Source organism: Streptosporangium sp. NPDC000563 (assembly GCF_040299985.1).
Lineage (GTDB): Bacteria > Actinomycetota > Actinomycetes > Streptosporangiales > Streptosporangiaceae > Streptosporangium.
This window is the reverse complement of the sequence record NZ_JBEPDA010000004.1, coordinates 74,000-100,797: the sequence shown is the minus strand read 5'-3', so window position 1 is coordinate 100,797 and position 26,798 is coordinate 74,000. Positions and strand designations below refer to the sequence as shown.

The window sequence follows — 26,798 nt, the reverse complement described above, 5'->3', positions numbered from 1 at the left end:
GGCCTCCACACCGGTGTGCACGCCCCTGCATCGGTGTGCCCGACCTCGCGGGACCTCGCATGGTCGCGAACCTTCGTGGGTGAACCTTCGTGGGTGAACCTTCGTGGGTGGCCGATGCCGGGACGGTCGCGACAGGAGGGCGGCACGGCATGTCGCCGGACGACGGCCCCGCTCTCGGGCGGGGCCGTCGCCGGTTCCACCGACTCCCACTACTTCCTACCGGAACGGCGTCCCGCCGGGCACCGCGCCCGGCGGGACCGGGGCGTACCCGGTGGGCCGGGTGGTGAAGGTCCCCCGGCCCTGGGTCCGGCTCCGCAGCCTGGTCGCGTACCCGAACAGCTCGACGAGCGGCACGGTCGCGGTGATCACCACCGTCCCCGCCCGCGCGGCCGAGCCGGAGACCCGGCCGCGTCGCGCCGACAGGTCGCCCAGCACCCCGCCCGCGGCGTCGTCGGGCACGGTGACCGTGACCTCGACCACCGGTTCCAGCAGCACCATCGCACTGGCCCGCAGTGCCTCGCGCAGCGCGAACCGGCCGGCCGCACGGAACGCCATCTCCGAGGAGTCCTTGGGGTGGGTGGCCCCGTCGGTCAGCGTGACCAGAAGACCGGTCACCGGATGACCGCCGAGAGGCCCCTCGGCGAGCGCGTCCCGGCATCCGGCCTCCACCGCCCGGACGTACTCCCTCGGCACCCGCCCGCCGACGACGGTCGAGCGGAACACGAAGCCCGCCGCACCTCCGTCACCTTCACCGTCACCGACTCCGGTGCCGGTGCCGACTCCGGTGCCGACTCCGGTGCCGGTGCCGGTGTCCGCGAGGTTCTCCAGTGGCTCCACGTCGAGGACGACGTGGGCGAACTGCCCGGCGCCGCCGTCCTGCTTGACGTGCCGGTACAGCAGCCCCGACACCCCGCGCCCGACCGTCTCCCGGTAGGCCACCTGCGGCCGGCCGACCCCCACGTCCAGCCCCTGGTTACGGCGGATCTTCTCCACCGCGACCTCCAGATGCAGCTCGCCCATCCCGGAAAGCAGCGTCTGACCCGTCTCGGGGTCGGTCCGCACCACCAGCGAGGGATCCTCCTCGACCAGCCGTGCCAGCGCCGACGCCAACCGTCCGGTGTCGACGCTCCTGCGCGCCTCGACCGCGACGGAGACCACCGGATCGGCCGCCGTCGGCGGTTCGAGGACGATCGGCGCCTCGGGCGCGCACAGGGTGGCGCCGGTACGGGCCGACTTCAGCCCGACCACCGCGACGATGTCCCCGGCCACCGCCAGGTCCGCCTCCGTGTTCCGGTCGGCCTGCACATGCAGGATCCGGCCGATCCGCTCGGTACGCCGCGCGCCCGCGTCCAGCACCGTGTCCCCCTTCCGGATCGTTCCCGAGTAGACGCGCAGGTAGGACAGCCGTCCGGTCGCCGTCGAGTTCACCTTGAACACCAGCGCGGTGAACGGCGCCGCCGGGTCGGCGGCCCGCTCCAGCACCGCACCGTCCCGGGAACCGTCCGAGAGGCCGTTTCGGGCATCGTCCGGAGCACCGTTCCGCGAACCGCCGAGGAAGCCGTTTCGCGAGCCGTCCGGGGCACCGCGCTGGAAGCCGTCCCGCGAACCGTCCAGGCTGCCGCCCCGGGTGCCGCGTACGGGCGGCACGTCCAGCGGCGAGGGCAAATAGGCGACGACGGCGTCCAGCAGCGGCTCGATCCCCCGGTCGCGGTAGGCCGATCCGCACAGCACCACCACGCCCTCCCCGGTACGGGTCAGGTCGCGCAGTGCGGCGTCGAGAGTCGGCGCGGAGATCTCCGACTCGGCGCAGAACTCCTCGAACGCGACCGGGTGCAGTTCGGCCACCGCCTCCTCAAGCAGGCGGCGGCGCCGACTCGCCTCCTCGCGCAGGACGTCCGGCACCGGTGCCTCCTCGAACGTGTCACGGCCGCCGGCCCAGACCAGCGAACGCATACGTATTAGGTCCACCACGCCGGTGAACCCGTCCTCCCGCCCGATCGGCAGCTGGACCACGAGCGGTACCACCCGCAACCGCTCGCGGATCGACGCGACCGCCGCGTCGAGGTCGGCACCTGAGCGGTCGAGCTTGTTGACGAAGGCGATCCGCGGCACCCCGTGCCGGTCGGCCTGCCGCCACACCGACTCGCTCTGCGGTTCGACGCCCGCGACGGCGTCGAACACCGCGATCGCGCCGTCGAGCACCCGCAGCGAGCGCTCCACCTCGTCGGAGAAGTCGACGTGGCCGGGGGTGTCGATGAGATGGATTCGGTGGTCGTTCCAGACGCAGCTCACCGCCGCGGCGAAGATGGTTATTCCACGGTCGCGCTCCTGGGAGTCGAAGTCGGTGACGGTCGTCCCTTCGTGCACCTCGCCACGCTTGTAGGTGGCGCCGGTGACGTACAGGATCCGTTCGGTGACGGTGGTCTTGCCCGCGTCGACGTGGGCGAGGATGCCCAGGTTGCGGACGCCGGTCAGCGAGTCGGTGATACGACGGTGCGGGTTGGTGCGCACGGCCCATGGCCTTTCGGAATGATTCCGGACAGGACTGCGCGATTCCCGGACGTTCTCGGACGGGACGATCTGGGTTCAGGTCGTCAGGTGACCCCCGGCACGGCATGGCCGCACGGGGACATGCCCCGTGGGCCGACTCGGCGGCGAGGGTTCGGAGGTCAGAGGTTCGTCACGGGTGGTCGACGTCGGCCGCGCGGCCGGCGTCGGGCACCAACGAAGACACCAGGATCACGTCGAAGCGTGACGGGGGAACGACCACGGCGGTGCGATGACGCACGACATGCTCCCCTCACTGGTCAGGACGCGCACGCCACGGTGTCGCGGCGGCACATGATCAGTGGCGAGTGTACTGAGACCGGCATGGGCGGTAAATCGGTTTTCTCCCGTACGAACCCGTGAGCCGCGGATCTGCGAACCCGCGAACCTACGGACCTGCGGGACCCGCAAGGGGCGCCGACGAATGTCCGCTAACAACCCGAGGACGGCCGTAACGCTCGCCGACAAGGCGGACATGTGGGCAGTGCCGGATCGTCGACGTGGAAGGGGACCCGTGAACTCACCGGAGGAACGGTTCGCCGCGCTGTTCGAAGAGACTCATCAGCCCTTACTCGCCTATGCCGCGCGGCGGGTGACCGATCCCGCGGACGCGGCCGACGTGGTGACGGAGACGTTCCTGGTGGCCTGGCGCCGGCTGGAGGAGGTTCCCGAGGGTGAGCAGGCGCGCCCCTGGCTTTTCGGGGTGGCACGCAAGGTCCTCGCCAACCTCTACCGCGGGGAGCGCAGACGGCACGCGCTGGCGGAGAAACTGCGATCGTACATACCCGAGGTGGCGCCGCCGCCCGACACGGTGATCTCCCCGGTCGAGGCGGCCATGAGCCGGCTCGGCGACGACGACCAGGAGCTTCTCCGGCTGCTCGCCTGGGAGGAGCTCACCCGCGACGAGATCGCCCTCGTCCTGGGCGTCTCGCGGGCGACGGTCCGCGTACGCCTGCACCGCGCACGGGGGCGCCTGGCGAAGGAGTTACAGGCACAGGAGACGGCCGGTCGCGTGAGCCTCCACCGCGCGGCGGCGCAAAGGACATCGGACGTACTCGTGGCGAAGGGGCGGGCACGGGTCCGTTCCGCAGTGAAGGAGCAGCGATGAGAAACGACGACGACGTGCTCGCGCGGCTGCGTGCGGCCGACCCGATCCTCGGCGCCGACCTGTCCCGCACCGATCGGGGGGCACTCGACGACCTGCGGGAGGGGATCATGCTCACGGACCGGGGAACCCCGGCTCGCAGGGAGCGCTGGGGCACACTGAGCCGAGGTGGCGTGGTCGCCGTCATGGCGGCCCTGCTGCTCGGCGGCGGGGTCGCCTACGCCACCTACCAGCAGATCTACACCCCCGCCGGCATCGGCGACGTGTCCTGCCTGACAGAGTGGGCCGGTCCGGAGGCCGAGGCGCGAGACGGCATCAGCGGGCCGGATCTCACGGGTGATCCGGTGGCCGACTGCCGGCTCTACCGGGAACAGAGCGGTCGGCCGCCCATCCCCGACCCGGTGGTGTTCCGTTTCAACGAGAACGTGTACGTGGCGCCGCGATCGCAGGTGCCGCCGTCGGCGATCGTGATGGGACCGGCCGCGCCACGGGACACCTCCGTACGGGAACTGAAGTCCGTCCTTGGCGACTGGGTGGACGGGATGAACTCCCGCTGCTTCTCCGAGACCGAGGCCATCGAGTTCGCTCGGGAACAGCTGAGCAGGCTGGGGCTTGAGGGCTGGCGGTTCAAGGTCATTCCTCCGAATCCCCAGCCCGGAGATCCGGGCGGGCCGTGCTCGTACGCCGAACCGGACGGCAAGAACAACACGGTGGACGTGTATCCCAACCGCCAGCGCGACCTCAATGTGAAGAACACCGGCACGGTCGACCCGTTCGTGTACGAACTCCGTGACGCGCTCCGGGAGGGCATCGCCTCCCGGTGCGTCGGCCTGGACGAGGCGGAGCGCCTGGCCAGGCAGGCTCTCGGGACGACGAATTACCGCTGGCCCCTCGCGGTGATGCCCGACCCCGCCGCCTCCTGCACGCGCGTCGACCTGGAGGTCGCCGGCAGCATCCAGATCACCCTGCGCGGCCCCAAGGTCGCCAATCCCTGAATCCGTGGCCCTCGCCCCGCCCGACCCGAGCCCGACCCCGGGTGAGTCCGGCCCGGACCGAGTCCGGCCCGGGGCGGAGCGTCCGCAGAAACGGGACGCGCACTGCGAAGAGGAGTCCGCCGGGCGGTGGCCGTGACAGCCGGGCGCCGACCGGCGGGGGGCGGAGCCGAATCCGCACCGCCCGCCGGGAAGACCATCAGCGTCGCGTCATCGACCGGATCAACCTAGGACCGGCTGGTCTCCAGGTTGCAGTTCGGGTCGGGCAGGTTGTTGCGGTCGAAGATGAACTTGAACTTGCCGTAGAGCTTCCAGCTCGACGGCACCGACACGGTCGAGCTGGGCGTGTGCGATCCGTAGCCGTTCTTCGCGCTCTCGGTGGACCAGGTGTAGTGCGCGGTGTCGGTGCTCAGACTGACATCGCGCATCAAGGTGGCCTTGACGTTGTTCTTGGTCGATCCCGACTCGCCGTAGATCGTCCAGGTGAACCTGTCGAGCGTGGTCTTACCGGAGACGGTGTTGGTGGTGTAGTGGATCGCCGCGTCCGCGATCATGCCGGAAGCGGTGCAGCTTCCTGAACGGGAGGCGGCGTTCGCCGCGCCCGCGGTACCGACGACGGTGAGCATCGCCAGTCCGGCGACCATGAGAGCCCCGGTGGAAAACTTCTTCAACATTTCTGCTCCTGTTTTGAACACCCTGTAGTGAATGTGACCGCTGCGGTAGTCGAAGGGCGAAACCCATCGGGGGGACCACGAGCGGTACCGGTGGTGCGTCTGCTCGACATCTCTCTCCTCACCCGGACTCGGGCCGTACGGGAAGATCAGCGCAGAAAGGGGAAACCTGACGTCCGGCCGCGTACAGGCAGCCACACAGTGACATCCGCGACGGGACGGAAAGACGCCGTCGTTGAGAACTCGGAAGCTATTGGGCCAGGTCGGCGGGTTCGTTCGGCATCCATTTCACGTCCCCGTCCGAGGTGACGACGACCAGTTCCCCGTCCGCGACGAACCTCGCCGTAGCGACCCCGTCCGTACTCCGCGCCACCTCGCCCTCGGCGTCCAGCAGCGTGAAGGTCCTGCCGTCGGAGACCCCGATGTAGGGCCGGGTCGGATGCGCCGTCACGCCGGCCTCGGTGGCGAGCTCCCGTTTCCATGTCGAAAGGCCGTCGGGTCCCAAACCATGCACGACCGTCCGGAACCCCCCTTGCATGTCCATCGAGCGCATCACCAGCGCCGCCGCACTCGTTCCGAGCGCGCACTCGGCGGCATGGGCGAGCGCGGGTTCCAGCGGACGCCGTTCGGACATCCCCCGTACCAGAGCCGCCCGCGCCCCGGTCACCAGGGCCGTCTCCCCCCGACCGGCCAGACAGACGTCGCTCACGGTGCCCCATTCGAGACCGGCGCCGTCCGGCTTCCAGCCGTCGACGTCACGGGTGAACCGCAGCAGCCGTCCCTGCTTCGGGTCCCGCTGCGTGGTGAAGGCGAGTGCCGCCTTCCCGTCCGGCGACATGGCCCATCCGTAGTCGGAGTACGGCACCGCGACGCGTTCCGACCCGGCCGGGCGGACGATCCTCAGGTGGGTCCGGCCGTCGGGGTCGCGCTCCTCGACCACCGCGTCCTCGGGCGAGGCGGCGGTCAGCACCCGTACCTCTCGCGAGCCGGAGAGCGGGAAGGAGGATCGTCCCCGCTCGGTGAACCGGTACGGAGCGCCATCCGGCTCATCCGGCGCCGACGACGTTCCCTCCGCCTGCCCGGCCCCGCCCCCGGCGGCGGTCGAGATGACGGCCGCCGGGCACCTGTCCAGGCAGACGACGCCGCTCACCGTCTCGGCGAGCTCCCGGTCCTGCCACACTCGTCCCCGCACCCGGTCGAACCCGGTGATCGTCATCGTCACGGGATCGAACACCACGGCCCCGTTCGCGTCCGCCTGCATTATCCGCGGCGGACGCGTCACCGTGGACGACCCGGCACCGGCTTCCCCACTACAACCGGTAGCGACCAAAAAGCAACCGGCGACCGACACGGCGATTCCCCGTAATCGCATTACTACCTCTCGCCCCGTTTTTATGCACGTCGAAATCCGCCCGGGAGGCCCCTATCCCGGCGAATAGTGCAGTCCAAAATATATAGACCGAAACCCTCAGAGCGAAAGCCTCATTTACCCCCCGCCCCAAGATCCAGATCCGGCAAGCTCCCCGACGGCCGGCCGAACCTCTGGCTCGTCCCGCCTCTCTCCACCGCGTGGGACTGCTACGAGACCTCCGCCGGACGCGGCGACGACTGCGGCTTCGCGAAAAATCGCGGTCGATCAGCATGATGCGGGGTATTTTCGGGGCGTCGCGAAAGCGAGCACATGCTTACCCTGGGCTTCATGCCCCTGAGGGCGCGGCCTTCGGGCCGCACCCTCTTTTCCTCTCCCACCCGAGGCTGCGCCGCCAATGACGCGCTCAACCGTTACTTCTGCGGCGGACCGTACAGACTGCCCGGTGAACGGGCGAAGCCGATCAGCGCCCGAACCGGTCGGCACCTGTGAGGCCGGCCGATGTCACCTACGCGACGTCGGGCCGTGTCATCAGCGGCGAGCGCAGGTGCACCGCCAGATCGGAGTTGGCCAGGGGCACGATGTTCCACGTCGCGACCGCCGTACCCGCTTCGGCGTCGACCACCAGCCGGACCCGGTGCGGGCCGGTGATGACGTAAAGGTCGGCGACGAACGTGTCGTCCTGCCAGGCACCGGCCGCGACGACAGGCCGGCCGAGCGGTGCGCTCTCCCGCCATTCGTCGTAACCGACCTCGACGTCGATGGACGGCCCCAGTCCCACGATCCACCCACCGTCCACGGGATCGACGGTCACCGTGGTTCCTTCGGGCAGAGCCGACCCCTCGGCGGAGACGTCGAGTCTCGCCTTGGCCGAACGCTTCGGAGTGGCCGAACCCTGCACCGGCGCGAGTGACAGCCGCCGCAGCCGATCGGCGAGGATCTCGTCGTCCCGGGCGCTTCCCTCCTGGTCCAGGCCAGGCAGCAGACACTCCCACAGCGGGTCGAGTATCGCCTCTCCCTGCGTCACCGCGGCGGTCACCGCGACCACGAGATCGTGCGACGGAACGACCAGACAGAACTGGCCGAAGGCGCCGTCGGCGCGGTAGCCGTGACGCGACATCCAGAACTGGTAGCCGTACCCGCGCAGCGCGTCGAGGTTCTCCGACCAGCCCTCGATCTGCAGGGTCTCGATGTGCCGTCCGGTCGCGAGCTCCACCCATTCGCGCGGGATGAGCTGCCGGTCGCCCCACAGGCCGCCGCGCAGCAGCAACTCACCGAAGGCGGCGACCGCCTCGGTCGTGAGATGCAGCCCCTGGAACCCGAAGACGGCACCGCTCGCCACCCGGTCCCATTCGGCGTGCTCGACGCCCATCGGCGCGAAGAGGCGCTCGTCGAGAAATTCCGGGAGGCCCCGGCCTGTGACCCGTTCCACCATCCGGGCCAGGATGAAGGTGGTCGGGTTGTCGTAGGCGTGCCATGTCCCCTCGGCTTCGGGAAACGGTACGCGCAGGAAGCCCTTCACCAGGTCGCCCGGTTCCAGTCGCCATGCGTCGGCGAGGCTGTCCGTGCGGTGTCCGGCCGTCATCGACAGCAGGTGGTGAACGGTGACGCGGCGTCCCTGCTCCGAGATGTCGGCCGGAACGTGGTCGGGCAACACGTCCACCACCCGATCGTCGAGCGAAAGCAGCCCGTCGGCGATCGCGAGCCCCACGGCGACCGAGGTGAACGACTTGGTCACCGAGTAGAGCAGGTGCGTGCGCTCGGCCGAGTACGGGGCCCACCAGCCTTCGGCGACGACGTGACCGTGGCGTACGACCATGATGGAGTGGCACTCGACCGACTGTGCTTCGAACCGGTCCAGCAGCGCGGTGATCGAACGAGACGACATCCCCGAGGCGGCCGGTGTCGACCGTGGCAGCAGGGCACGATGAGAGGGCATCCAGGCACCGTAACAAACCCGCCAAATCCACTCAATGGACTTACGGGACGTCGTTTGGTCGTTTTCTCCGCGAAACCGCGCTTCACCCGCGAGCCCGGATCCACCCGCGACCGCCGCGCCGACTCCTCCGAATCATCGCCCTCGACCCTTATCTCATGTCAGCGGAAAACGGAAATTCGCGACGCGAATCCAGCGCGCGGACCGAAATTCGTTTACCACTTCCTCAAGACCTTCGCCGACTCCCCGGCGAACCTCGCCTCGTTCGACCAGGCGATGGGCGGCTTCTCCCAGAAACTCATCGCCGACACCTCGGAGAAGACCCGACGCACCGGAGACGTCGACCATCGCGACCGGGTCTTCACCGCCCTGGGCAACGTACGCGGCTTCGAACTCGCCGCCATCGAGAAGGTCCGGGGTGACCTGGACGCGATCGAAGAGCAAAAGAAGGACACGTTCAACTTCTTCTTCCGCGACGCCACCATCGGAGTCGCGAGCATGCACATCGGAAGCGGCGCGGCCTGGGCCTACGCCTGGTTGAGGTATGCGCTGAGCACCTGCCTCTCGGGCTACGGCGCCTTCTTCGAAAACGATGAGCCCCGGATGGACCGGGCCGACGCGGCGGAGAGGGTTACGGCCCTCAACTCGGTGATGTGCGATTTAAGCATCTCTCCCGCTTCGGCCGCTGTAGGGCCACTACCCCCACATCCGGACACCACCAGCACCATAATCAGGCAGACCAAAACACCGCGCCATGCAAAACGTGTCACACATTCCTCTAAGGCTGGCCCAGGTGCTGTAGATCCAATAATGTCCAATAGTCCGCCCGATGTATCGGCATCCGAAGAGGGGATATGAATCCTGGCCCGGACGGTCTGGCGCCCAACCCGCGGCGTCAGGTGCTGGAACAGACATTGGTGGAGCTCAAGGCGAGAGTCGCCCTTCTTGAGGCCGCGCTCGACCCGGCCCACGGCCAGCTCACCGGCAAGTCGGTGTGGGTCGGGCCGAAGGCCCGGACCTTCACCGAAGATCTCACCGCCCGTAACACTCGACTGCGTCAAGCTGCCAGGGCGCTCGTCGACACGATCGAAGAAGAACTCCGGTCGGCTCCGGCGAAGGTTCCGCCCTCCGCCACGCGACAGTGACGCATCGGGCCGAAATCCGGCCGGGAGCCGACGCCACCGGCTCACATCATGCTTCGTGACGCGCGGCCAGGTTGTCGAAGCCATCACTCTTGATGCCGGCGATGAAGGCATCCCATTCGGTCGAGGTGAAGGCCAGCACGGGACCCTCGGGGTCCTTGGAGTCACGGACCAGGACGAGCAGGTCAGCACCCGGGCCGGGCTCGGCCTGAGAGGTCTCAGCGAGGGCGACTTCGACGCAGTTTTGACCGTTGCCACTCAGAGTGCTCTTGCTCCAGACGCCTACCTCGATGCAGTCTTGACCGTTCCCGCTCAGCGAACTTTTGCTCCAGACGCCAACTTCGACGCAGTCAGAGCCGTTGCCACTGAGGCTGCTCTTGTGCCAGACGCCGACCTCGATGCAGTCCTGGCCAGCACCACAAAGGGAACTCTTTTGCCATGCGACGTGAGATAGACCCATCTCTGACATCCCGCCCCATTTCACAAGGGTCAATCGAGTTGATCAGCTGTCTCCGCGATGAGGCGCCGAGAGTCATCCGGATCCAGCGCCTTGGCCCGAAGATGGTCAAATGCCACCGTATAACGGTATACATCTGCGTCCCGTTCCACATAGAGACTGTCGGTCAGATTCTCCAAAAACACCACATCCGGGTCGGCGGGCTCAGGGAACTGGAGGATTTGAAACGCGCCGCTCATAGCTGAGTGGGCTCCAGCCGCGAAGGGCAAGATCTGAATGGTGACGTTGGGCAGGTCGGTCACATCAAGGAGCCGCTTGAGCTGAGAGCCCATCACAGTCGGCCCACCGATGATGCGACGGATGACGGCTTCGTCCAGAACAGCCCAGAGACATAAGGGCTCGGCCTGCGAGAGCAGCGCCTGCCGGACCATACGCACTTCGATGCGGTGCTCAACTTCGCCGGGAGGCGCGAGGACCAGGCCGGCACGAACAACAGCGCGTATGTACTCCTCCGTCTGCAGAAGGCCGGGGACAGCAGCAGGCGCGAAGCTACGCATCGAAGCGGCTTCGGCCTCAAGGCCGATATAGGCGGTGTACTCGCTGGAAAGATCGTCATAGGCGTGCCACCAGCCCCTCTTCCTGGCGTCGCGTGCGAGCTTGAGTAGCTCCTCCCGCCTGGAGTCGCCGACCTTGTAGAGGTCGAGGAGAAGACCCACGTCCTTGGGGACAACGCCTACACGAGAGGTCTCGATCCTCGAGATCTTCGAGGTGGACCACCCGAGCTTTTGACTGACCTCCTCGAGCGTTAGCTGAGTGCGCTCACGCAGATGGCGAAGCTCTGAGGCCAGGCGACGCCTGCGCACTGTAGGGCTTCCTGTTTGCCGCATATCCAGCCTCCCTCGGATTGGAGCCCACAGTAGCGGCTCACCCACACAGAGTGTCGAAGCTTTCCCGATGGCAAGTTTGCATTTCTGCTGGCGCGTTGAGCCATATCGCTGCATGCTCTACGTGTGCACCCGATGACCCTGAGTACACATCGGGCGTATGCGACAAACACCAGAGAGCAACGGGAGTCACGTACGAAGGGCGGCGAGGGATGAGGATTCGTGATCTTCAGGGGTGGGGCGGTGAGTTGCTGGAGTTGGCCTGGGAGTTGAACGATCTCGGGTTCGACTCCGTGGTCAGGCTCTCGCCCGGTCGGCGGCCGAGCGTGGAGATCTTCGTCCCCCCGGGGCGATCGAGGGTCACCACCGCCCAGCGGGGCCGTACGTCGGTGTTCACCTGGCGGCGGCGAGACGACGGCCGCGTCCGGCAGGGCCGCGACGGGCAGGGGCGCAGCAGCATGCGGGAGGCGGCCGAGCGGCTGGTCGAGGTGGCGCGGTGAGGGCGCTGGGGCTGCTGGGCCAGGTCGAGGTGCCCGCGCAGATCGCCGCCGTCCCCCGGGCCCGCCGCTACGTCCGCGACCTGCTCAAAGGGCTCGACCACCCGCACACCGACGACGCGCTCCTCCTGCTCACCGAGCTCGTCACCAACTCCGTACGCCACTCCGACTCCGGCCGCTGCGCCGGCGGACGGATCACCATCGCCGTCGCCCACCGCGATGGAACGCTCCACATCGACGTGATCGACGCCGGATCGGCGGCCGGACACCGGCCCCTGCTGCGCGCGGACGTCTCCCCCGAAAGCGGCGGAGGACGCGGACTCTGGCTGGTCAGAGAACTGTCATCGGCCTGGGGCTGGTACGAGATCCTCGCCGGCCGCGTGGTGTGGTTCCAGCTGAACGGCCGATGACCCCGTGATCCGCTGGGACCGCCCACCCCGCTGCGCGCTCCCCCCACCTCCTCGGCCGAAGCCCTCCTGACCGGCGGCACGCCTGAGGTTCAGGCGGCTCGCCGATCAGGAGGGCGGGGCCGTGACCGTCACGGTGAGGGTGTGGGATGACGGTCACGTGGGAGATCAGTCCTTCGGGCGCTCGCCGAGCCTGTCGGTGAAGCCCATGTCGGCCAGCGCCACGCGCAGTAGCGGCACATCCTTCTGCACCACGTCGTACTCCAGCAGCTCGGCCGTACTCGGATCGATGACCAGGCGGAAGGTGAGCGCGTCGGCCGCCGAGGAGGAAAGGGCGACCCCTGTACGCCCCAACACATCCTTCGCCTCACCCTGCGAGGTGATGCCCGGCTGGTCGGCGAGCACCTTGAACAGGGCGGACCGGGTGCCCGGCGTGATCGGCGCGGTCATCAGGTCCACGCCCGTCTGCCAGAGGTAAACGGCCTTGCCGGAGCCCGCGGAGTTGGGGCTGCGCTTCCATAGGTCGTCCAGGTGGCGCTTGAGCGCGTCCTTGCCGGTGGGCAGCTTGGTGACGTTCCGCAGGTTCAGGCTCGGGTTGTCGATCGACAGGATCGGCTCGAAGGTGTCGTCGGCGGTCCTGGGCTTGTCGTCCGCCAGCTTGGGCGACCCCGACGCCTTCCAGGCGGCCTCGTCCTGCGGGGAGCCGAACGTGACCTTCACGTCCTGGTTGCTCGCCCTCCGGCCCACCTCGCCCGCCTTCATTGCGCGCCAGGTCTCGCGGGTGTCGGCCAGGTATGCCTCGTACGGCAACTCGGCCGACTCCGCCTTGGTCTTGGCGGTGGACTCGCCGGGGGCGTTGTCCACCTTCTGCAGGGTGCGCTCGTTGACGTACCAGTAGCGGCCGGAGGCCACCGGTTCTCGCCGCGCGGTCGAGGCCGCGGCCAGCAGGAACGTGCGCGCGTCGGCCACGCGTTCCGGCGCGCCCTGCGTCGTGGAGGCGACCACGGCGCCACTCGGCCCCGTACCGGCCGGGTCCGTACCGGAGCCGCCGGTCGTGACGACGACGGCCGTGGCCGCGAGCCCGGCGGCCACCGTGCCGGCCATGAGGAGGTGCGGCCACCGCAGGCGCGGCCGGGCAGGGCGGGCGGGCCCGGCCTGTTCGGTGCGCGGGGTGGCGAAGGCGCGGGCCAGATCGCCCGCCCGGCGGCGCCGGTAGCCGTCTTCGGTCAACTCGTCCAGCCCACTGGGCCTGAGCCGGGCGAACGTACGGTCATCCATGAAAGGGGTCTCCAAAGGGGTGCGGATCAGGATTCGAGACTGCGAACGCGGCGTGGGCCGCCGACGTGCATCGCCTGGGTGAGGCGCTTGCGCGCCCGGTGGAGCCGGACGTTGTACGTGCGGACCGAACACCCCATGACGGTGGCGGCCTGCTCCGGCGGCAGGCCGTACCAGGTGGCGAAGACCATCGCCTCCACGTCCTGCTCGGGCAGGGCCGACAGCGCGGCCAGGGCGTTCTCCCTGTCGATGACGTGCTCGGCCACGTCCCACGCCACCTGGTCGCGTGCGGTGGTGAGGGCGGCTATCCGATCGACCAGGGCCTGGCGGCGGGTGCGCGAGTCGCGCTGCTTGGCCAGCAGGTTGCGGGCGACGCCGAGCAGCCAGGGCAGCGGCGGCTCGGGGAGCTCCGCGAGCCGCCTCCACGCCACGAGGAACGTCTCACTGCAGACGTCCTCGGCCACGTCGCGCTCGGCCCGCAGCAGGGCGTAGCCGAGCACGCTGCGGTAGTGCCGGTCATACAGGTCGGTGAATCGTTCTTCGGGATCGTCCACACCAAGTAGTCCCTCCGAACGCGTCCGGATTACCGCGTCCCGCCGATTCGTCCCTCATGCTCGCGGCACCATATGGGCTGACGGCGATCACCGACGCACGCCGCAAGGCCACCACCTGCGCGATGACCCGCCCACGGCGAAGCAGACCATGTCCACGGCCGGGTTGGCTCCACGGTGAACTGAGTCAACGGATAGGCTGCCAAAATGACCTTCTGGAAAGCCGGGGCCGCTCACCTGGGCACATGCCGTCATCGTGCTTTCCTGCCGGGTCGTCACCTTTCTGGCCCTCACCCGGAGACACGATGCCTCCTTCTGCCGACCCCACCGTCTCCGTCACTCTGGCGGAGATAGCCAGGATCGCCGGTGTCGGGCGCGCGGCCGTCAGCAACTGGCGCCGCCGTCACGACAGTTTCCCCACGCCGGTCGGCGGTACGGACACCAGCCCGCAGTTCGCGCTGTCGCAGGTGGAGGAGTGGCTGAGGCGGCAGGGCAAGCTCGACGAGGTCGGCAGCCGGGAACGGCTGTGGCCGGAGTTCGAGGCGCTCGGTGACCGCGACGCGATGGGGAGGGCGATCGCCGTCGCCGGTGCCCGGCTCGCGAGGCTCACCGGTGAGGAGGCGGGTCTCGATGACACCGCCGAATGGCTTCCGGGCGGCGCCGACCTCTCCGACGCCCAGCGGTCCCTGGTGGAACGCGCGGTCGGCCTGGCGAAGAAGCACGGCGCCCGGGACACCTTCGACTTCCTGCTCGGCCGCTGGCTCGACACCCACGTACGGCAGATCAATGTCACGCCGCCCCCGCTGGCGGCGTTGATGGCCGAGGTCGCCGGGTTGTCGCGCGACGGCGAGGCCGGTGACGTCGGCACCGTGCTCGACCCCGCGTGCGGCACGGGCGGTCTCCTGCTCGCCGCCGCCCGGCAGTGGGCCGGTACGGCGGACGCGCCTGCCTCGGGTGCCCCGCTGAGACTGCTCGGCCAGGACGTGGACGCGACCCAGGCGGCGCTCGCCGCCGTACGGCTCCTGCTCGCCGGCCGTTCCCCGGAGCGTGACAGCGCCTGGGAGGTCGACGTACGGGCGGGGAACACGTTGCGCGCCGATCCCCAACCCGATGTCCGCGCCGACGTGGTGCTGTGCAACCCGCCGTTCAACGAACGCGACTGGGGATACGAGGAACTCGCCACCGACGCCCGCTGGACGTACGGCCTGCCTCCCCGCACCGAGCCGGAGCTCGCCTGGACGCAGCACGCGCTGAGCCGCCTGGCACCCGGCGGGACGGCCGTGCTGCTGCTGCCGCCCGGTGTCGCCTCCCGCAGGGCGGGGCGCCGGGTCCGGGCGGGACTGCTCCGCAGCGGTGTGCTGCGCGCGGTGGTCGCCCTGCCTCCGGGGTCCGCGCCCCCGCACAGCGTCGCGCTGCACCTGTGGGTCCTGCGGGCACCGGCCGAGGGCGGAACGGACGCGGGGGCCGGGGTGCTCCTGGTCGACGCGGCCGACGTCCAGCAGGAGCCGTCGGGGGGAACGCAGCGAGCGGGCAGGGCGGCGATCGACTGGCCCCTCCTGCACAGGCGCGTGGTGTCGGCCGTCCAGGAGCTCCGGACGATCCAGGCGGCCCGGACGGGCCAGGCACCCCAGGCAGCCCGGACGACTCCGGCGGCTCCGGTCGGAGACGCCGACGGGGAGCGGTCGGCCGATCACGCCGTGGTCCCGGTGATCGACCTGCTGGACGAGGAGGTGGACCTCACCCCCGCGCGGCACGTCCCGAAGAAGGCGACCTCCGCGAACCTGGGCCTGCGGCGCTCGTGGAACCGGTTCGGCACCCTCCTGCACGAGCTGCGCGATCTGACCGCGACCCTGTCCGCCCTCGAACTGAGCGGTGAGGAGCCCGCGGGCCAGGGCACGGTGACCGTGGGCGACCTGCTGCGGGCGGGTGCGCTCACGATGCGGGCCGGGCAGCAACCGGCCGACGGCCTGGTGCGCACGGGCGACGCCCCCGACGACGCCGTACGCGTGCTGACCGTCGCCGACATGCCGGCCGGAGGCAGATCGTCCGGCTGGCTGACCGCGTCCGACGCCTCCGCGGGAGAGAACGCGGGCGGCCTCACGCTGACCGCACCGCAGGAGGTGGTGGTCGTCGGCGCCCACCGGGCGTTCGGCGCCTGGGTCGACACCGACGCCCCCACGGTGCTGGGCTCCCAGTTGTACGCCCTCCGGGCCGATCCGGCACTCCTCGATCCCTGGTTCCTCGCCGGTTGCCTGCGCGCCCCGGCCAACGCGAGGCAGGCGGGCACCCACGCCTCGACGTCCTCCCGCATCGACGTCCGCAGGCTGCAGGTGCTGCGGCTCCCTCTCGACGAGCAGCGTCGCTACGGCGAGGCCTTCCGGCGGCTCACCGCCTTCGAGCGATCACTGCGGGAGGCGGGGACGATCGGCGGGAAGCTGGTCGACGGTCTGACCGACGGCATAGCCGCCGGGAGGCTTCCGGGAAACCGGCCGTGATCTCCACCGGATAACACCTCGAACCGGACGCGGGCGATCACCTGGGCGTTCGCGACATCGCGCGGCCGGACACGGCGAGACTCCATGCCCTGGCGACATTTCATGATTTATCTGGGCATCGGACCCGGTTTGCCGACCGAGGGTAAACGATGTTCGATGTACCCCAGTTCGCGTTCCTGTCACAGTGGTCCGCACCTGCTGTGCCAACCGTAAGAAGGCGGTAGGCATGGATTTTCGGGTTCTCGGCCCGCTGGAGGTTCATCATGACGAGGTTCGCCTGGGGCTGGGCGGTCCACGTCAGCGGGCGGTGCTGGCGCGGCTGCTCGTCGCGGGGGGCGCGCTCGTCCCCACCGATACCCTGATCGACGACCTGTACGGTGACGCCCCGCCGCCGAGCGTGGTGGCCACCGTCCAGGCGTACGTGTCCAACCTGCGCCGGATCATCGAGCCGGAACGCCCGCCGCGCACACCGCCTCGACTGCTCGTCGGGCGGCCACCCGGTTACCTGCTCGCCGCGACCGACGTCGACGCGGTCCGGTTCACCGAGCTGGTGTCCGGGACGGAGTCACGTCCCGCCGCCGAGACACTCACCCGCGTGGAGGAGGCGTTGCGGCTCTGGCGCGGCCTGCCGTACGGCGAGTTCCACGGTGAGCTGTGGGCGGCCCCCGAGGTCAACCGCCTGCGCGAACTGCGCCTGGTCGCGGTCGAGCGGTGCGCCCAGGCCCGGCTGGATCTCGGCCGTCCGCAGACCGTCATCACCGGCCTGGAGGCCGAGGCGGACGCGAACCCGTTGCGCGAGCGGCTCTGGCATCTGCTGGCCCTTGCCCTGTACCGCACCGGGCGGCAGGCCGACGCGCTGGCCGTGCTGCGCCGGGTCAGGGACCTGTTCGCCGAACGGCTCGGCCTTGATCCCGGTCCCGGGCTGCGGGCCCTGGAGGCGGACATCCTGCGGCAGTCCGACCGGCTCCTGCTCCCCTCCGCCCCCGAGGTTCCCGTCCCGCTCTCCCCTGCCCGCCGGGTCCCGCACGGCAGGGACCGGCAGCTCGCCGACCTGGAGAGCCTGCCGGCGCGGGGCGGCGGACTCGCGATCGCCACGGTGGGCGGTGAGCCCGGCATCGGTAAGACGTGGCTGCTCGAAGCCTTCAGGGACCGGTGCGCCGAGTCCGGCCGTCTGGTGCTGTGGGGGCGCTGTCCCGAGACCGAGGGCGCTCCTCCGCTCTGGCCGTGGTTGCAGATCCTGCGGGCACTCGCCCGGGTCTACCCCCCGCCGGACCCCGATGCCCTCGCCGGGCTGATGGACGACGAGACGCCCACGGGCTCGGCGGAGGCCGCCCGGCTCCGCCGCCACCAGGCCGTCGCCGACTGGGTGAGGCAGACCGCGCGGACCCGGCCCACGGTGATCGTCCTGGACGATCTGCAGTGGGCCGACGCGGCCTCACTCGGCCTGCTCGGCGACCTGGTCGCGCTCATCGGTGACGCGGAGAACGACGCGGAGAACGACGCGGGGAACGGCCCGGGGAGCGGCATGGGGAGCGACGCGGCGAGAGGTGCCGCCGTCACGGTGGTCACCGCGTTCCGCGAGGGCGCGGACCTGCTCCCCCTCGACGGCGTGCTGGGCCGGCTCGCCCGCCACAACCCGCTCCGCCTGCGGCTGACCGGTGTCGGCTCCGACACCGTACGGGCCATCGCCGCGGAGATCGGTGTCGAGATCGACGGGGGCGCCGCCCGCGCGCTGACCGAACGCACCGGCGGCAACCCCTTCTTCGTCAGGGAGACCGTGCGGATGCTCGCCCAGGGCGGCACCCTGGACGCGGTACCCGGCGCGGTCGCCGACCTGATCCGGCGGCGGGTGGCCGCGCTCGGCCCGCAGGTCGGCACGGTGCTCAGGAGGGCGGCGGTGCTCGGCAGGGACTTCGATCCCGACGTCGTCGCCCAGGCGTGCCGGGGGGAGGTGTACGACTCGCTGGACAGGGCCGCGCACGCCGGGCTGCTGCTGGCCCGCGACCGTCGCATGGCCTTCGCGCACGACCTGGTCAGAGAGACCCTCCTGGAGGACATCCCCCCGCTGCGCAGGGCGAGGATCCATCGGGAGGTGATGAAGGCCCTCGCCGCCCGCCCCGCCGTGGACGTGGCCGTCATCGCCCATCACGCGATCGAGGCCGGTCCCGCCGCGTACGGCGAGGCGACGAGGTGGGCCCGCGCCGTGGCGGAGCAGGCGTCCCTCCGGCTCGCGTACGAGGAGGCGGCCCTGTGGTGGGGCCGGGCGGTGGAGGCCCACGGCTCCTCCGCCGGCGACCCGCTCGACCACGTCGAACTCCTGTTGCGGCAGATCCAGGCGCTGCTGAAGGCCGGGGACCCGCTCGGCGCCCGCGAGGCGCGGGCACGGGCCATCCGCGTCGCCGACCGCGTCGCCGATCGGGGCGGCCCCACGCTGATCGCCCGCGTACTGACCTCGCTGGACGCCCCGTCGGCCTGGACCCTGCGCAACCCGTACGAGGAGGTGGAGCTTCGGCTGGTGCACCGCTTCGAGATGGCCCTGCGGTCGCTGCCCGAGGAGGACGGTCCCGAGCGGGCGCGGCTGCTCGGCGGGCTCGCGCAGGAGCTTTACGACGGAAGCGACGACCCGCGCTGCGACTCCTTCTCCGCCGAGGCCGTCGAGATGGCGCGCAGGCTGGGGGATCCGCACCTGCTCATGCGGATGCTCAACGCCCGTCAGCTCTCGCTGCCCCAGGCGGCCCACCCACACGAGCTGGTCGAGATCGCCACCGAGCTGGTCGAACTGGCGTCGCGGACCCGGATGCCGGAGTACGAGCTGCTCGGGTGGATCCTGCTGACCCATCACAGGCTGCAGCTGTTCGACGTGGCCGGCGCGGACGAGGCCGCCCTCCGCTGCGACGCGATGCTGGAACGGCTGCCGCTGCCCTGGCCACGATTCCAGCACACCATGTGGCGCGCCAACCGGCTGGTCCTGGCCGAGTGTTTCGACGACGCCGAGGCGCTGTATCGCGAGGCGGAGCGGCAGGCCGGACGGCTCGGCATGTGGTACGCGGGCGCGGTGGTGGCCACCGGGCGCATCCTGCTGCATCACCGGCGCGGTTCCATGACCGACACCGAGACGCTGATCGCCTCGATCACCGGCATCCACACCACCATGGACCACGACGCCGGGATCCTGCGGCTGTGCGCCCAGGGCCGCGTCGAGGAGGCCGCGCGAACGGTCGAGAACGGCTGGCCCAGGCCGCCGGGCGACTGGTCCTGGCTCACCATGACCTGCCTGCAGGGCGAGGCCCAGGCCGTGGTCGGCGACCTGCCGGCCTGCCGGGAGAGCTACGCGGCGCTACTGCCGCACAGCGGGAGCATCGCGGTGGGCTCGGCCATCGCCCTGGCGGGCCCGGTGGACTGGTTCCTCGCCCTGCTCGCCTCGACGCTGGGCGAGCACGAGAGCGCCGCCGGGCATCTCCTGAGCCTGGCCGGGCAGGCCGACAGGAACGGGCTCACCGCCTGGCGGGACCGGGCGACGGCTGCGCTGTCCCGAGGGAACGGCGAGGCGGGAACGGCCCCGGGCCCGCCGGGCGCTGCCCGGCGGGTGGGGCCGTCGTTCGGTCGATGAGCCGCTCAGGTGGTGAACCACTCAGGCCACAAGCCACTCAAGCCGTGAAACGCTCAGGCCACAAGCCGCCCAGAGCGTGAACCGCTCAAGCCGTGAAACGCTCGGGCAGGCCCGCAGGGCGAGTCACGCGGCGACAAGAGGACGAGGGGACGAAGGGCACGCCGCTCAGGCGGTGAGCCGTTCGGCGACGAGATCCACGAAACGCTCGTGCTGCAACCGGGCCATGTCCGGGTCCAGCACGAGCGCGTTCCCCTCCTGCCCGGCGGTGTCGCCGGACTCCCGGACCCTGTTGAGAACCTTGTACACGTTGACGACCTGGTTGACGGTGACGACCTCGTAGACATAGCCCGCCATCGGGGCGATCTGATAGGTCACCAGGCCGTTCGCCCGATCGGCGGCCGTGGAGTCGGCCTTGAAGTCGAACCGTTCGGCCAGCACGTCCCGGGTGAGGTTCCGCGCCGTCGTGAAGGCCCGGTCGATCCTGACCCGGTCGCCGCTGGTCATCTCCCCGCCGAACCAGGCGAGGAACGCCGGATCCTTCTTCGAGATCGCCGCCACCACCGCGGAGGCGAACTCCTCCTGCTTGGCCGTCACCCCACCGGCCGGACGCACGATCTCGGGGAACCTCTCGGCCACCGGGCCGATCCCCAGGATCAGACCCCGATAGACACTCTCCCCGTCGTACGCCGAGACCACGACCCCCGCCCCGGCCACGACCGCACCGGCACTGGCACCGGCCGCGTGCACCGGCACCACCACCGCACCGGCCACCAACCCCGCGGCCAACGCCGCCAGAACCGTCTTCGATACCCGCATCGAACTCCTTCCACATACGTGAACGATGGATGAAACCCGGTCGTGAGACCGGAGCGGTCCCCGGCGGGGAACGCACCTCGCGCCGCGACCGGGGCCCGCCGGGCTCAGCCTGGAGCCCACTCGTGTCCCGGCCGGTACGACCGGCCGGAACAGGGCCCCTTCGCGCTCGGGCCGGCGACGCCCGGCCCGGTCACGACCGTCCTTCGCGGCGTGAGGGGCGCTCTGACGCCGATCTCGCCGACAGGCCGGCCCGCCATTCCGCGCTTTCGCCGCGTACCGAGCACAGGGGGGTGCCGCCGGGCAGGCGGTGCCGCGTCCTGGCCACCACCGCGTAGACCAGGTGTGCCGCCCAGGACACCGGGGGGACCGACATGAGCCTCCCGAGTACGCGCCATCCACGCGAGCGCTGCCAGACGAGCAGCGCGGCGAAGGCCCGCGCGCCACCGGCCGGCGCCTTCCCCTGCTCGATCCACCAGGCGGCTCCGGCCACCTGTTCCGGCGAGAGCCCGTGATGTGCGAGGTCGAGGGCCTGCCAGGCGAAGGTGTCCGGCCAGTCGGGGAGCACACGGCGCAGGGTGCGCAGCGCGTTCGCGCAGAATCCGCAGTCGCCGTCGTAGACCAGGAAACGCGCGGGCGTTCCCACCGGGATCACGGCCGCCCCTCGGGAGCCGGGCCCGCATGGGCCGGAGCGGGGACAGCAGGGACGGGAGACGCCCGCCCGGCCTCGTCCTGGGGGTCGGGGGCGGTGATCGCCTCCGGAGACGCGGCGCCGACCACCACCTCCTGCGGTGCGACCGACGCCTCCTGCGGTGCGGGAACGGCCGTCACCTCGTCAGGAACGGCGGAGGCGGCCCCCGAGGTCGCGCCCGGACGGCGCGTGAGGACCGGCCAGGTCGCCCGTACGCGGTCGAGCCGGGTGAGGACCCGCAGGCGGCTGGGCAGCCGGAACGGCACGTCGACCGGGCGCAGATGGAGCACCAGGCAGGCGAGCATCGCGAACATGAAGCTTCCGAGGCCCATGAGCACACCGATCGAGATGTGGAAGGCGACACCCGCGGCGAGCAGGTACGGCCGGACCGGTCGGCGAGCGATCATTCCGAGTGCGATCGCGAACTCGATGACGAGTGGCCCCCACGTCATCAGGGTGACGCCGATCGGGTTGACCAGGATCGGGGTGAGCAACGGCTTGATCCAGCTCGGCATGCCGAAGAACGGGTCGGTGAGCCAGTACCACAGTCCCGTGCCGTCGGCCCACTCCGCGTGGCTCAGCTTGGCCACCGACGCCTGGAAGTAGAGTCCCGCGACCTGCAGGCGGATCACGAAGAAGGTCGTCCAGGCGAAGAACGACAGGGCCGGGCGTTCGCTCACGTCGGCGGGCGGGCCCCAGTGCCACCTGCGCCCGTCCATCAGCGCGATGGGAAGCAGCAGCAGGGTGACGACCGAGCTGATCTGGTCGCCCCCGTCGGGGATGGTGGCCGACGCCATCAGGCTGACCGTGACCCACCAGTGCCCCAGGGCGGTGAACCTCGGACGCCAGCCGATGACCACGAGCAGCAGCAGGCCGACCGAGAGGAAGCGGGCGATCTCCAGTTGGTCGCTCGGGACCACGCAGAAGACGCTGACCTGAGCGATGCCCGAGCAGTTGGGGAAGTCGGGCATTCCCTGCGCGGGGCGGAAGAGCGAGGTGCTGTGACTGAACAGGAGTGTGCCCAGCGTGCCGAGCGCCATCAGGGTACGGGCCAGGCCGTAGACGTTCGTCCATGGCGAGACCCGCGCGAGGCGCGCGACGGCGAGACCGGCTCTGGTCAGCATGTGACCTCCAATCGGGCGACCTTGGCGGGCATGGCCGTGTCGCTCCCGGCCCACGCCCACGGCAGCGGCTCGCGCTGGATGAGGCCCACCGAACCGCAGTGGACGGGGTTGGGCGCAATGTTGCGTATCGTCACGGCGCTGGGGGCTCGGTCGAGGCATGAGGCGACGTCGCCGCCGTCACACGCCACCCATCCGTCGGCGGGAACCGAGGTCTGCATGATGCCGAGTTCCAGCCCCTGGGCCCGGGAGCGCCGGTTGAAGCCCAGCACGTTGCGCGGTTCGGAGTGCGGGCCGAGTCGCGCGTCCTGCCAGCCGCCGGTGCCCGCGGTCTGCCACACGCCGATCTGCGGTTCGCGCGGCGACTTGGTGAAGAACGCCCACCCCTGCGGGGTGAGGGTGGTGATGGTCAGCCTCAGCTGCTCCTGCCCGGGAAGCGAGATGGCGTTGCTCGGCAGCTGGGTGTGCACCACGTAGAAGATCACTGATCCCCAGAAGGCGACAATGCCGACGAGCGCCCACCCGAGGCGCCTGGCCGTGGCGGTTTCGGTCAACGGAATCTCCGTGGATTCTCAAGGCCCGGTTCCGCGCCGGACGCGGTGCGGAACCGGGCGTGGGGGCCGGAGATCAGGCGGCGAGCCGCTTGGCGACGAGGTCGACGAAACGCTCGCGGTCGAGCCTGGCCAGGTCCTTGCTCACCAGGGACTCGGTCCAGTTCTCGATCTCGTAGACATTGGACTCGCGGACGGCGTTGGCCATCTTGTACACGTTGACGATCTCGTAGACGTTGCCGAGATAGACCATGTACACGAAGAACGCCAGGCCGGCTGCCTGGTCGACGGCTGTGGAGTCGGCCTTGAAGCCGAACCGTTCGGCCAGCACGTCGCGGGTGAGGTTCTGCGCCCTGGTGAAGGCCCGGTCGATCCTGACCCGGTCGCCGCTGGTCATCTCCCCGCCGAACCAGGCGAGGAACGCCGGATCCTTCTTCGAGATCGCCGCCACCACCGCGGAGGCGAACTCCTCCTGCTTGGCCGTCACCCCACCGGCCGGACGCACGATCTCGGGGAACCTCTCGGCCACCGGGCCGATCCCCAGGATCAGACCCCGATAGACACTCTCCCCGTCGTACGCCGAGACCACGGCCCCAGCCCCGGCCACGACCGCACCGGCACTGGCACCGGCCGCGTGCACCGGCACCACCACCGCACCGGCCACCAACCCCGCGGCCAACGCCGCCAGAACCGTCTTCGATACCCGCATCGAACTCCTTCCACGAACGTGAGACGGCGCCCGGAATCCCGATGTGAGCTCGTTGGCCGGCGACAGGAGCCTTTTCCCACGGTCCGCGACATTCCGGCGCAAAAGAGGTTGGATTCCGGCCATTGTCTCCACGGACTTTTCGCCGCTTCGACGGAGAGTGTCACAGGCGATTTGGCGTGCGCTTGGAACGGCGCCGCCCTCGTCAGTGAATCACTTGGAACCCAGCCCAGCCCGGTCAGACCAGCACAAATCAGACCGGCCCGCTCCGGTCCGCGTCCCGACGGGCTTCCCCGCCGTCGTCAACGGCGGGGTCCGTTTCGGATTCTTCTCGACCGGGAAAAGGCCCCGCGCGGGCGGCCGTTCCGGATGGTCGCTCAGCTGCGACCTCGGGAAAGACCGCGACACCGCGTCAGGATGTCGTCACACTGAGGTGTGACAAAGTCGGTTGATTGTGGCAGCACACGAAGCCCTTGAACCCGATTTACGTCATATACAGCCTAATTCCGCATTAAAACAGCATTTACGGCGCACTTTGCCCCCGCTGGAACCTGCGGAGCCCGGCTGACATCCAACCCCGTACGACTGACGTCCTTCTACCGGAAGTGAGCCGTACATCCCCCAGGTTGATGACATATGAGGTGTCGTGACTATGGCGTCGAATGTAACGCGGTTATACCAGGCGGTGCTGCGCGACCCGGTCGCCCCGATCTCGATCCGGCTGCGCCGCACCTTCTCGGAGTGGGTCGAGCAGAAGGGGTTCCCGCCCCCGGGTGCCGCGCGGGCGATGGTCGAGGCCGAGGCAGGCCGGGCACGGCTCACGATGGAACGGCGCGGCGACTGCGGCCGGTACACGCTGGACGAGCCGTACGGGAAAGGGCACCTGAAGACCAGGGTGACCTACACCGAGTCGGTGGCGGGCATGACGGGCTGGGTGATCGTCACCGTGGACCGGCACGAGGGACACGACCCGGAAGGGCACCGGCCGGCGCCGTACCAGAACGGAAAGCACGAAACGGAACGACACCAACCGGTGTCTCAGCAGAATGGAAAACCGGAAAAAGGACGACATGCACCAGGGTCGTACCGGAACGGAAAGCACGAGCCGGGGCGAGCGGAAAGGCGAGAACCGCCCACGGCGAGCGCGCCCGGGTTCCTCCCCGCGTACCTGCGCACCGCGCGGATCAGCGACGGCGGCATCCACCTGGAGGACGGCCCGCTGGTTCTCCATGAGGACGACCTGGACCGGTTCGTCCCGGTGATGACCGAGCCTCTCCGGAGGGTGCCGATCCTCGTCCTCTCCGTGGATCCGCAGAACCCGGAGGGCGTGCGGACCCATGCCGACTATCTGGCCGGTGCGGTCACCGGTGCGAGCCTGGTCGTACGGCTCGCCGACCTGCGCACCCAGAACCGGTTCAACAAGGCGATGGGCAAGGAGCTGGGGGTGTTCGGCGGCGGGATCCGCACCTATCTCGCCCCCTTCGACCCCGCCGGGGAGCCCTACCCCCGCAGGCATCCGCCGATGGGCGCCGCCATGATCCGGGAACAGGGTGTCGCCGCCCTCGACCTGATCGCCACCGGAGCGGTCGGCGCGACCGTCCATCGCGAGCTTCCCGACGACGTCCGGCGGACGCTCGGCGTCGTCTACCGCGTGCTCGCCGGACGCGCCGAACTGAGTGAGATCGCCGAGGCCGCCGCGCCCCGGCCCGCCAAGACCGATGCCGCCCGTGAGGAGCTACGGCGGCGGATGATGGCGATGACCCGGCGTCCCGCGCCCGTCGTGCTCCCCGCTCCCACCACCCCCGCCTCGGCCGCCGGGACCGCCGAGGACTCCGAACCCGCTCCCGGCTCGGAGGAACCCACCGCCACCCTGGAACCCGTAAAGCCCACGGAGACGGGAACGACCACCTTGGCGGGCGTCCCGGCATCGAGTACGGAGGAGATCGCCCAGGTGGTGGCTGACATGGTGGTCAAGGAACTGCGCGGGGAGCTGGAGACGGCACTGGGGCTCGCCACGTCGTCACAGGCCGCCGGCGGTGATTCCGACGGTGACTCCGAGCGGGTGCTGCGCGAGATCCGCACGCTCGGCGCGCACCTTTCCGGCCTGCGCGACATCGTCGCGGAACAGCGCGACATCGTCGCCGGGCGGCATGGCGACCTCACGCACCTCCGGAGCGACGGCACGGGAGGGCATGGCGACGTCGTCGAATCCCGGAGGCACGGCAACGGACGTCACATCGACGGATCCGTCACGGAGGAGGGGAGCGAGCGGTCGGCCACGCGGACCAGGAGCCTGCGCGAGGAGCACCGGCTGCTCACCGAGGAGTACGCCGAGGCCGTCACGAACGCGAGGAAGCTCACCGAGCGGGTCCGCTGGCTGGAGGCGAGGCTCGCGGAGGCGGGCCAGCCCGTGTACGGCGTGAACGAGGAGGTGCCCGTCTTCGAACCCGCCAGCCTGATCGAGGTCCTGATCGAGGCCCGCCAGAGCCTGCGCCACATCGTCGTCGGCGACACCGACGGTCCCGCCGCCCGGCTGGACCTGGACCATCCGGCCCAGTCGCGGACCTGGGCGGCGAAGGCCTGGGACTCCCTGCGCGCCCTGGAGGACTTCGCGAGGGCCCGGTCCGGAGGGGAGTTCGCGGGCGGCTTCTACGACTGGTGCGCCCAGGGCTCCCCCGGGCGCCGCACCATCCCCACCGGGATGCTGTCCATGCGCGAGTCGAAGAGCGTGGTCACCCGCGCCAAGTTCAGCGATCGCCGGACCTTCGCCGTCCCGCCCGAGGTGAGCCCCGGCGGGCAGGTCCTGATGGAGTCCCACGTCAAGCTGCGGCCGGTGGGCTATCCCGCGCCCCGGATGTACTTCCACGACGACTCCGGCGGCGCCACCGGCAAGATCTGGATCGGCTACCTGGGCGGGCACCTCCCCAACACCCGTACCAACTGACCGCCCCGTGGCCTTCGAGGGGTCGTGGACTCCC

22 protein-coding genes are annotated in these 26,798 nt (G+C 70.1%); 9 read left to right on the top strand and 13 right to left on the bottom strand.

The features are described from left to right. Positions 1–216: 216 nt before the first annotated feature. On the bottom strand, positions 217–2,511 hold the full coding sequence (locus ABT352_RS13300) for an elongation factor G (RefSeq protein WP_350944993.1): 2,295 nt from the start codon (positions 2,509–2,511) through the stop codon (positions 217–219). Between the two features lie 550 nt (positions 2,512–3,061). Between ABT352_RS13300 and ABT352_RS13295 the strand changes: the two genes are divergently transcribed. Then, a complete protein-coding gene (locus ABT352_RS13295; protein WP_350944991.1) occupies positions 3,062–3,655 on the top strand; it encodes an RNA polymerase sigma factor in 594 nt (197 codons plus the stop codon). Next, on the top strand, positions 3,652–4,647 hold the full coding sequence (locus ABT352_RS13290; protein ID WP_350944989.1) for a hypothetical protein: 996 nt from the start codon (positions 3,652–3,654) through the stop codon (positions 4,645–4,647). Before ABT352_RS13295 ends, ABT352_RS13290 begins: the two co-directional genes overlap by 4 nt. A 224-nt stretch (positions 4,648–4,871) precedes the next feature. On the opposite strand, the gene ABT352_RS13285 is transcribed toward ABT352_RS13290, so the two are convergent. From ABT352_RS13285 to ABT352_RS13275, 3 genes are all read right to left on the bottom strand, one after another. Beyond that, positions 4,872–5,318: a hypothetical protein gene (locus tag ABT352_RS13285; RefSeq protein WP_350944987.1), complete on the bottom strand. Its 447-nt coding sequence runs from the start codon at positions 5,316–5,318 to the stop codon at positions 4,872–4,874. Positions 5,319–5,565: 247 nt separating this feature from the next. Next, positions 5,566–6,537 carry a hypothetical protein gene (locus tag ABT352_RS13280; protein WP_350944985.1) on the bottom strand — a complete coding sequence of 324 codons (972 nt, stop codon included), beginning with the start codon at positions 6,535–6,537 and terminating at the stop codon, positions 5,566–5,568. Between the two features lie 655 nt (positions 6,538–7,192). After that, positions 7,193–8,623: a serine hydrolase domain-containing protein gene (locus tag ABT352_RS13275; protein WP_350944983.1), complete on the bottom strand. Its 1,431-nt coding sequence runs from the start codon at positions 8,621–8,623 to the stop codon at positions 7,193–7,195. Positions 8,624–8,677: 54 nt separating this feature from the next. Between ABT352_RS13275 and ABT352_RS13270 the strand changes: the two genes are divergently transcribed. Both ABT352_RS13270 and ABT352_RS13265 read left to right on the top strand, forming a co-directional pair. Next, complete coding sequence (locus ABT352_RS13270) at positions 8,678–9,478, top strand: hypothetical protein (RefSeq protein WP_350944981.1); 801 nt, start codon at positions 8,678–8,680, stop codon at positions 9,476–9,478. Continuing rightward, positions 9,475–9,765, top strand: coding sequence for a hypothetical protein (locus ABT352_RS13265; RefSeq protein WP_350944979.1), 291 nt, complete (start codon positions 9,475–9,477; stop codon positions 9,763–9,765). Before ABT352_RS13270 ends, ABT352_RS13265 begins: the two co-directional genes overlap by 4 nt. A gap of 46 nt (positions 9,766–9,811) precedes the next feature. Here ABT352_RS13265 and ABT352_RS13260 read toward each other — a convergent pair whose 3' ends face one another. Together ABT352_RS13260 and ABT352_RS13255 are read right to left on the bottom strand one after the other, a co-directional pair. Beyond that, positions 9,812–10,231, bottom strand: a complete 420-nt coding sequence (locus tag ABT352_RS13260) for a DUF397 domain-containing protein (protein WP_350944978.1) — start codon at positions 10,229–10,231, stop codon at positions 9,812–9,814. Between the two features lie 20 nt (positions 10,232–10,251). Then, positions 10,252–11,082, bottom strand: coding sequence for a helix-turn-helix domain-containing protein (locus ABT352_RS13255; protein WP_350944976.1), 831 nt, complete (start codon positions 11,080–11,082; stop codon positions 10,252–10,254). A 233-nt stretch (positions 11,083–11,315) separates the two neighbouring features. Here ABT352_RS13255 and ABT352_RS13250 point away from each other — a divergent pair, with 233 nt between their 5' ends. Next, positions 11,316–11,603: a hypothetical protein gene (locus ABT352_RS13250; protein ID WP_350944974.1), complete on the top strand. Its 288-nt coding sequence runs from the start codon at positions 11,316–11,318 to the stop codon at positions 11,601–11,603. After that, the gene (locus tag ABT352_RS13245; protein WP_350944972.1) at positions 11,600–12,010 is read left to right on the top strand and encodes an ATP-binding protein; all 411 of its coding nucleotides are present in this window, start codon (positions 11,600–11,602) and stop codon (positions 12,008–12,010) included. Before ABT352_RS13250 ends, ABT352_RS13245 begins: the two co-directional genes overlap by 4 nt. Positions 12,011–12,175: 165 nt before the next feature. On the opposite strand, the gene ABT352_RS13240 is transcribed toward ABT352_RS13245, so the two are convergent. Together ABT352_RS13240 and ABT352_RS13235 are read right to left on the bottom strand one after the other, a co-directional pair. Continuing rightward, entirely contained in the window at positions 12,176–13,285 is a 1,110-nt protein-coding gene (locus ABT352_RS13240) for a CU044_5270 family protein (RefSeq protein WP_350944970.1), read from the bottom strand. Positions 13,286–13,311: 26 nt separating this feature from the next. Next, entirely contained in the window at positions 13,312–13,836 is a 525-nt protein-coding gene (locus tag ABT352_RS13235; RefSeq protein ID WP_350944968.1) for an RNA polymerase sigma factor, read from the bottom strand. A gap of 302 nt (positions 13,837–14,138) precedes the next feature. Here ABT352_RS13235 and ABT352_RS13230 point away from each other — a divergent pair, with 302 nt between their 5' ends. Further along, positions 14,139–16,328 carry an N-6 DNA methylase gene (locus tag ABT352_RS13230; protein ID WP_350944967.1) on the top strand — a complete coding sequence of 730 codons (2,190 nt, stop codon included), beginning with the start codon at positions 14,139–14,141 and terminating at the stop codon, positions 16,326–16,328. Positions 16,329–16,554: 226 nt separating this feature from the next. Further along, on the top strand, positions 16,555–19,938 hold the full coding sequence (locus ABT352_RS13225) for an ATP-binding protein (RefSeq protein ID WP_350944965.1): 3,384 nt from the start codon (positions 16,555–16,557) through the stop codon (positions 19,936–19,938). Between the two features lie 165 nt (positions 19,939–20,103). Here ABT352_RS13225 and ABT352_RS13220 read toward each other — a convergent pair whose 3' ends face one another. From ABT352_RS13220 to ABT352_RS13200, 5 genes are all read right to left on the bottom strand, one after another. After that, entirely contained in the window at positions 20,104–20,754 is a 651-nt protein-coding gene (locus ABT352_RS13220) for a sporulation delaying protein family toxin (RefSeq protein WP_350944964.1), read from the bottom strand. 190 nt (positions 20,755–20,944) lie between these two features. After that, positions 20,945–21,406 (bottom strand): thiol-disulfide oxidoreductase DCC family protein, encoded by a 462-nt coding sequence (locus tag ABT352_RS13215; RefSeq protein ID WP_350944962.1) that lies wholly within the window; start codon positions 21,404–21,406, stop codon positions 20,945–20,947. After that, entirely contained in the window at positions 21,403–22,566 is a 1,164-nt protein-coding gene (locus ABT352_RS13210; protein ID WP_350944960.1) for a sporulation-delaying protein SdpB family protein, read from the bottom strand. Before ABT352_RS13210 ends, ABT352_RS13215 begins: the two co-directional genes overlap by 4 nt. Beyond that, on the bottom strand, positions 22,560–23,117 hold the full coding sequence (locus ABT352_RS13205) for an SdpA family antimicrobial peptide system protein (RefSeq protein ID WP_350944959.1): 558 nt from the start codon (positions 23,115–23,117) through the stop codon (positions 22,560–22,562). Before ABT352_RS13205 ends, ABT352_RS13210 begins: the two co-directional genes overlap by 7 nt. Before the next feature lie 73 nt (positions 23,118–23,190). Beyond that, entirely contained in the window at positions 23,191–23,823 is a 633-nt protein-coding gene (locus ABT352_RS13200; protein ID WP_350944957.1) for a sporulation delaying protein family toxin, read from the bottom strand. Positions 23,824–24,472: 649 nt separating this feature from the next. On the opposite strand from ABT352_RS13200, the gene ABT352_RS13195 reads away from it, so the two are divergent. Then, complete coding sequence (locus tag ABT352_RS13195) at positions 24,473–26,764, top strand: hypothetical protein (RefSeq protein WP_350944956.1); 2,292 nt, start codon at positions 24,473–24,475, stop codon at positions 26,762–26,764. Positions 26,765–26,798 lie beyond the last annotated feature (34 nt).

What these genes read in the sequence shown, in the direction of transcription:
- ABT352_RS13285 (WP_350944987.1), bottom strand. Translation starts at nt 5,318, where the DNA reads ATGTTGAAGAAGTTTTCCACCGGGGCTCTCATGGTCGCCGGACTGGCG.
- ABT352_RS13250 (WP_350944974.1), top strand. Translation starts at nt 11,316, where the DNA reads ATGAGGATTCGTGATCTTCAGGGGTGGGGCGGTGAGTTGCTGGAGTTG.
- ABT352_RS13220 (WP_350944964.1), bottom strand. Translation starts at nt 20,754, where the DNA reads ATGCGGGTATCGAAGACGGTTCTGGCGGCGTTGGCCGCGGGGTTGGTG.
- ABT352_RS13200 (WP_350944957.1), bottom strand. Translation starts at nt 23,823, where the DNA reads ATGCGGGTATCGAAGACGGTTCTGGCGGCGTTGGCCGCGGGGTTGGTG.
- ABT352_RS13260 (WP_350944978.1), bottom strand. Translation starts at nt 10,231, where the DNA reads ATGTCAGAGATGGGTCTATCTCACGTCGCATGGCAAAAGAGTTCCCTT.
- ABT352_RS13230 (WP_350944967.1), top strand. Translation starts at nt 14,139, where the DNA reads ATGCCTCCTTCTGCCGACCCCACCGTCTCCGTCACTCTGGCGGAGATA.
- ABT352_RS13275 (WP_350944983.1), bottom strand. Translation starts at nt 8,623, where the DNA reads ATGCCCTCTCATCGTGCCCTGCTGCCACGGTCGACACCGGCCGCCTCG.
- ABT352_RS13265 (WP_350944979.1), top strand. Translation starts at nt 9,475, where the DNA reads ATGAATCCTGGCCCGGACGGTCTGGCGCCCAACCCGCGGCGTCAGGTG.
- ABT352_RS13290 (WP_350944989.1), top strand. Translation starts at nt 3,652, where the DNA reads ATGAGAAACGACGACGACGTGCTCGCGCGGCTGCGTGCGGCCGACCCG.
- ABT352_RS13195 (WP_350944956.1), top strand. Translation starts at nt 24,473, where the DNA reads ATGGCGTCGAATGTAACGCGGTTATACCAGGCGGTGCTGCGCGACCCG.
- ABT352_RS13240 (WP_350944970.1), bottom strand. Translation starts at nt 13,285, where the DNA reads ATGGATGACCGTACGTTCGCCCGGCTCAGGCCCAGTGGGCTGGACGAG.
- ABT352_RS13225 (WP_350944965.1), top strand. Translation starts at nt 16,555, where the DNA reads ATGGATTTTCGGGTTCTCGGCCCGCTGGAGGTTCATCATGACGAGGTT.
- ABT352_RS13210 (WP_350944960.1), bottom strand. Translation starts at nt 22,566, where the DNA reads ATGCTGACCAGAGCCGGTCTCGCCGTCGCGCGCCTCGCGCGGGTCTCG.